The 5,847-nt window shown below is 69.7% G+C and carries 4 protein-coding genes and 2 pseudogenes; 3 read left to right on the forward strand and 3 right to left on the reverse strand.

What is annotated here, in order from left to right:
* Positions 1-266: 266 nt before the first annotated feature.
* Together ACFV2J_RS37065 and ACFV2J_RS37070 are read right to left on the reverse strand one after the other, a co-directional pair.
* Complete coding sequence (locus ACFV2J_RS37065; RefSeq protein ID WP_385090835.1) at positions 267-1,871, reverse strand: metallophosphoesterase family protein; 1,605 nt, start codon at positions 1,869-1,871, stop codon at positions 267-269.
* Positions 1,872-1,952: 81 nt separating this feature from the next.
* Positions 1,953-2,510: a DUF3291 domain-containing protein gene (locus ACFV2J_RS37070; protein WP_385090838.1), complete on the reverse strand. Its 558-nt coding sequence runs from the start codon at positions 2,508-2,510 to the stop codon at positions 1,953-1,955.
* Between the two features lie 821 nt (positions 2,511-3,331).
* Between ACFV2J_RS37070 and ACFV2J_RS37075 the strand changes: the two genes are divergently transcribed.
* Both ACFV2J_RS37075 and ACFV2J_RS37080 read left to right on the forward strand, forming a co-directional pair.
* The gene (locus ACFV2J_RS37075; protein WP_385090841.1) at positions 3,332-3,553 is read left to right on the forward strand and encodes a hypothetical protein; all 222 of its coding nucleotides are present in this window, start codon (positions 3,332-3,334) and stop codon (positions 3,551-3,553) included.
* 189 nt (positions 3,554-3,742) lie between these two features.
* Entirely contained in the window at positions 3,743-5,248 is a 1,506-nt protein-coding gene (locus ACFV2J_RS37080; RefSeq protein WP_385090865.1) for a GMC family oxidoreductase, read from the forward strand.
* Between the two features lie 44 nt (positions 5,249-5,292).
* Here the strand turns inward: ACFV2J_RS37080 and ACFV2J_RS37085 are convergent.
* Positions 5,293-5,430, reverse strand: a pseudogene (locus ACFV2J_RS37085) (LysR family transcriptional regulator); the annotation flags it as partial.
* 140 nt (positions 5,431-5,570) lie between these two features.
* On the opposite strand from ACFV2J_RS37085, the pseudogene ACFV2J_RS37090 reads away from it, so the two are divergent.
* Positions 5,571-5,847 (forward strand): annotated as a pseudogene (locus tag ACFV2J_RS37090) (3'(2'),5'-bisphosphate nucleotidase CysQ); the annotation flags it as partial.

Below are 5,847 nucleotides of genomic sequence, written 5' to 3' on the forward strand. Positions count from 1 at the left end.
CCTGTGGGGGGCGGCGCCCGCGCGCCCGCCGGGCGGGCCTCCCCTGGGCTCCACCGAGGGCCGCGGGCGGCGCCCCCCCCCGCGCCCCCCAACCGCTGCCGTCCGCCACGGAGCGAGCCTTTCGACGGGTGCGGGTCGCCGTCGGGCACCCCGTGGACAGCTTCCACGGAATCCCTCCCGACGATCTGACGACGGCCCCGCACCCGCGGCCTTCGGGCGCCGGAGGCGACCACACCCCGATCGACGCCCACGCCTGACAGATCACCTCATGACGCCGCACCCCGAACCGACGACGTGCCCCGGACCGATGACGCGTCTCGAACGGACGCCGCGCCCCGAACCGACGAACGACCCGACCCCGTCGCGGACCTGCCCGGCAGCGGGATGACCACCTCGTCCTCGACCGGCGGGTCGATCTCGTGCTCCCGGTTGCCGGTGGCGGCGAAGCAGCGCAGCCGGACCGAGGACGGGGTGACGTCCAGACGCAGGAACGACTTGAAGAACGGCGGACTGTACGTCGCCGAACCCGGGGAGAAGACCTGGGTGTACGTCTTGCGCACCGGGAGACGCACGCGCGAGGTGCGGTCGGGCCGCCCGCCCGCGCCCAGCAGCGCCGCGACCAGCCGATGCCGCCAGGTGACCCGGACCGGTCTCCCCGTGGACCGGATCGGCGGGATACCGAGCCGCTCCGCCATGACGGCCATGGACTGCTCCTCGGTCAGGGTGAACAAGCGGCGCATGCGCAGGCGGTGCCCGTAGAGCCTGCTGTAGAAGGCCAGCGAGTCGCCGCGGAGCGGGTAGCAACGGAAGTCCGCCTCGGTGACCCCGGCGACGGAGACGCGCGGGATCGTGTGCGTGGCGTGCATGAACGCGCCACCGCCACCCGCGACCACGTACTGCACGGTGCGGTCGCCGACCCGTACGGGATAGCGCTGGTAGTTGTGGATGTCGCCCCCTATCGCCGCGACGTAGTGATGCGCGGGGTCGCGCACGATGTCGTCGACGGTGCCGCCGCCCTCGATCGCGCACGGGTGGTGCTCCCCGTCCACGTACAGAGGGGAACCGGTGATCAGGATCTTGGGGGTGTCGCCCGCGGACACCTCGCGCAGCCAACGCCCCTGCTCGGCGTCGATCGTGCCGAGCAGGCCGGTGTCGATGCCCACGATCCGCACCGGACCGGCGTCGACAGCCCAGTACGGCCCCGGCTGGACCGCCTGTTGGGCCGGTTCCGGGCGCAACCGCCGTGCTTCTTCGAGCCGTTGCTCATCTCCCGTGTCCGGCGTGTGCCACAGCAGCGAACGCAGCCGCTCCCGTGCCGTACGCCGCGATCCGGTTTCCGGCGCGAGGGCCGGCGCGTCACAGAAGACCCGCATGAACCCGTGGAGATCCTCGTACCAGTCGTGGTTGCCGGGTACGGCGTAGATGGGGGCCTGGTAGTCGCGGTACGGCCGGTGGAACTTCGTTCCGTAGTCGTCGAGACTGCCGACCGGATAGATCACGTCACTGGCCAGGACCGCGAAACTCGATCCCTGACTGGCCTTCAAGAAGCCCGGGACCACGGCGTATTGAGGTTCGTCGCCCTCGCCGGTGTCGCCGATGACCATGAAGGAGAAGCGGTCGGGATCGTCGCGCCGCACCACCGCGTCGGCGGGCGCGCCCGCGTTCCTGCGCTGCTCCACCCACCGGGCACGGGTACGGCCCGTGGGGTCCCCGAACCATGAGGCCAGCACGCCGTTGCGCGCAGGCCACATCGTCCTGGGGTCGAGCCACGAGAGCTTCTCGACGCGGGCGGGCATCAGGCCTTTGTAGTCACCGGGTTCCGGGCTGACCCAGCCGGCGCCCCGGGCGGTGTCGCGTGAAGAGTCGGACATCGGCGAACGGTAACAACGATCTTCCCGGGCGCAGGACGCGGGGGGCGGCGTGACACTCGTCCAGGCTTCATCGCGTCCTTGTCAGCGGCCTTGGTCGCTCCGCGGCCCGATGCCGCTGATCCTGGTGGGAGTTCCCTCCGGGGTGAACGAGTGGCGGAAGGTGAAGGCGTGCGGCACGGAGCTGTGGCCGTGGAGGTGCTCCAGCCTGGAAACCCCGTCCCGCCAGGTGGGTATCACGCCGTCGCGGACCCACCAGCACACGTGATTCGGGTGCCCTGTCCGCTCGAACCAGTCATGACGCCTGTTCAGCGCCTCACGGTGCGGACCGGTGTGGACGGCGTCGAAGGCCGGACGCAGGCCGGTCCAGAGGGAGAGCGTCGCGGCCAGGGCGGTGGTCTCCACCGTACGGCCCTTGCCGTACCAGGTTGGTACGGCGAACTCTCCCCATGCATCCCAGTCCGCCTCGAAGAGCATGCCCCGGTCACCCTCCGCCGCTTCAGCATGCGCGAGGTACCCGGGGTGCTGGGCGATCTTCCGGTAGACGGCCTCACCCATGCCGTAGAACTCGCGCGTGAGAGGTGAGGGATCGGCGAGAGGTGACTTCAGGACGCCGAATGTGTACAGAGCAAGATGGGGCATGCGTCTCTCCCTGGTTGGAGCTGCTCGGCGTGGACCCGGTCCGGTGGCTTACGCATGGGGGCCGGGCTTCGTGGGGCGTGACCGACTCATCCCTTCGCGGGTGGCTCAGCCTGAAGGAACCCCTGCGTGACCGTGGGCGATCGCCGAAGACCAGATGAAGGTAACTGCCAGTGCGGGCCCTGTCGAAGTTGCGTTTTCCCTGTCCAAGTGGCCTCTTGCACAGGTCATTTCGGGGGCCGGTGCGGTGACGGGCGGGGCGGGCGGGCTGCGGGGTACCAGTGATGCACGGCGGCCGATCGGTTCGCTTGCCATGCCCGTCCGCACCGCGTGTCCGACGGCCCGGAGTGCCGTCGAGCGCGTGCGGTTGTAGAAGATGGCCAGCGGCTACATGACCGAGCACCGGCTGTGGGTACGGGTACGGGCACAGGTGGTTCTGCACGCCGCGCATGGACGCTCCGACGCACGCGTCGCCCGGGGAGCGGGTCTGTATGTGGACACCGTGCGCCGCCGGCGTGGCCGGGCCGCCCAGTGGGCCTCCTGCCCGGGCCCGAAGTACGCCAACGCTGCCTCTGTTTCGTCCAGTTCACACCGCTGCGGGCCGCCGGGCGCCATCTGTGGCAGGGCGAGAAGTCGGTCGGCGGGGACGAGCAGCCTGCCCAGGTGCTGTGTGACGCCGACTGCCTCGCCACGCGTATGGCGCTGAGGTTCCGAACGAATGTCGCGGAGGTTCAAGTACATGCCGTGTCGGTATTCCTAGGATTCGACGGCAGAAGGGAAACCCGGGCTGCTCCTGGCCGGGTACACACCAAGGACAACAACGCGTGAAACAAGAGAAGTTCAGCCGCGTGGCCGTCACCGCGGGTATCGGCGTCGACATGGACATCCCCAACGGGTTGATCGGCGATGGCCGAACCGGGCGCGCCCAGGCCCGCCGGATCAAGGTGAGCGTTTGCCACCGGCCCACCTCGGTGTCCGTCAGCACCAGCAGCGCGCGCGGCCTGCATCCGGACAGCCCTGCTCCACCGGAGCCCGCTCGCTGTTGATCAGCCGGTGCCACGCCTTCCGCGCGCCGAGCCCGGAGGCGGCCGAGCGAGGGCACAGGGCCGTTGAAGGGATCCATCCCAACTTCTCGGCCCCTTTAGTACATGCAAGCAATTAGCTCTTTGATCTTCGAGGAGCTATTTCCTGAAACCCGGTGGTCGGACAGTGCCGCCGTGGGAAGCGGAGACATGATGGGCCAGAGTCCTTATGACTATGTCGTGGTGGGAGCGGGGACAGCGGGGTGTGTGATTGCCTCCCGGCTTTCGGAACGCCCCGGCGTGCGGGTGCTGTTGCTGGAGGCGGGAGCCCGAGACGCGACCGAGGCGATGGCATCTCCATGGGGGTTCCTGGGCTTCGACCCGTCATCCCTCTGGCTGGGCGCCTCAACCGTGCAGGCCGGTACGGGCAGGGCCGCTGACGTGCTGCGCGGTAAGGCGCTCGGCGGATCGTCGAGCGTCAACGGCCTCTACCACCTGCGGGGGCACCGCTCCGGGTACGACGAATGGCCCGGACTCGGTGCTCCGGGCTGGGGTTTCGACGATCTTCTGCCCTATTTCCGCCGCAGCGAGAGTACGCGCGGTCGTGATGCCTCCGTGCGGGGCACAGACGGGCTGGTCGTGGCCGCCCCGGTCGCGGAACCCCATCCCCTGGCCACGGCAGGCGTCGACGCCGCGGTGCAGGCTGGGTTCACACGCGCCGAGGACATCGGCGGGGGGCTGGACACCGGGTTCGGGTGGAGTGACATGAATCTGCCCGGCGGCGCCCGCCAGAGCGCGGCCGACGCCTACATCCGTCCGTTCCTCGACCGCCCGAACCTGGACGTCGTCACGGGCGCGACCGTGCAGCGGCTGCGTGCTACCGCGGGCCGCTGCACCGGAGTCGACTACACCATGGGTGTCGAGCACCTGACCGTCGAGAGCACCGAGGTGGTACTGACCGCGGGAGCCATCGGTTCCGCACACCTCCTGATGCTGTCAGGGATCGGCCCCGCACGACACCTTGACGAACACGGCGTCGATGTCGTCGCCGACCTGCCGGGAGTGGGCTCCCATCTGCAGGACCATCCGATGGCGGCCGTGGTGTACGAGGCCGCCCAGCCCGTACCGTTCGTTCCCGCCAACCCTCCGGCCGAAATGATGGGCCTGCTGTACAGCGACCCCGTCGCGGCCCGGCCGGACCTTCAGGTCTACGTCGTCGCCGCACCGCTCCCGTCGGCATGGGGCCGGCCGCCGGCCAACGGCTACTCCATCGCCTTCTCCGCGATGGCTCCGCACAGCAGCGGCACCGTGCGCCTGGCGGACGCCGATCTCGCCAGCGCTCCCGTCGTCGACCCCGGCTACCTGAGCGACGACCGTGACCTGGAGGTCATGCGCAAGGGCCTGGCCCTGGCACGCCGCATCGGCGAGGCCGACGCCTTCGCCGACTGGCGCAAGCAGGAAGCGATGCCGGGCTCCGGAACGAGCGGCGAATCCGTGGACGAGTTCATCCGCAAGGCCACCGGCCCCTACTTCCACTTCACCGGCACCTGCCGCATGGGGACCGACGCCGATGCCGTCGTCGACCCTGCGAACCTTCGCGTACATGGGGTGGCCGGACTGCGGGTCGCCGATGCCTCGGTGATGCCGTCCATCCCCTCGGCCAACACCAACGCGACCGTCTACGCCATCGCCGAACGGGCCGCCGAACTGCTCGACTGAGCCTCCTCAGCGCCCACGGCACTTCCTCGACGCGTTCATCCTCCCCCGGTCGTGCGCCGAACGCGGCCCAGACTCCGGCTCGTCGCGGGGGCGGTGACATGCAGGCGGGCGGCCGCCCCGGCCAGGCTTCCCACCTCCGGCAGTGCGTCGAGCGCGGCGAGCAGGTTCAAATCCAATTGCATGTGAGTAATCCTTTCCGTTCTTGACATGCATTTGAAGTTAATGCTGGGGCTATATACCTTCGAGTCGAAAGCGCGAGCAGCAACGCGCGGTTCGGCCCCCGACCCGGCCTCATCACCCCTCCTCAGACAGGAGCACCACCATGTCCGAAACACCTCAGACCACTGACGTCGCCGTCTCCGACGCCGTCCTGCTCGACGAGACGGCGGTCGCCGTGCGCGCGGCCGGTGCGGCGCTGCGGGAGCGTTTCGGTGAGGTGGTCCGCTATCAGACCCGGGAGGAGCTGATGAGCGCGCTCGCCGCCAATGACGACACGGCTCTCGGCATCCTGCGTCCCCGCCTCATGCGTCTGCGTCCGGACGCGGGCTGGGTGGAGGACGAACTGGACGGCGGGGCGCTGCCGTCCGGCGAGTGGTGGG

The organism is Streptomyces sp. NPDC059668, assembly GCF_042734135.1.
Classification (GTDB): Bacteria; Actinomycetota; Actinomycetes; order Streptomycetales; family Streptomycetaceae; genus Streptomyces.

Excerpts from the sequence above, each read along its gene's own strand:
- ACFV2J_RS37070 (WP_385090838.1), bottom strand. The coding sequence starts at position 2,510 with ATGCCCCATCTTGCTCTGTACACATTCGGCGTCCTGAAGTCACCTCTC.
- ACFV2J_RS37065 (WP_385090835.1), bottom strand. The coding sequence starts at position 1,871 with ATGTCCGACTCTTCACGCGACACCGCCCGGGGCGCCGGCTGGGTCAGC.
- ACFV2J_RS37080 (WP_385090865.1), top strand. The coding sequence starts at position 3,743 with ATGGGCCAGAGTCCTTATGACTATGTCGTGGTGGGAGCGGGGACAGCG.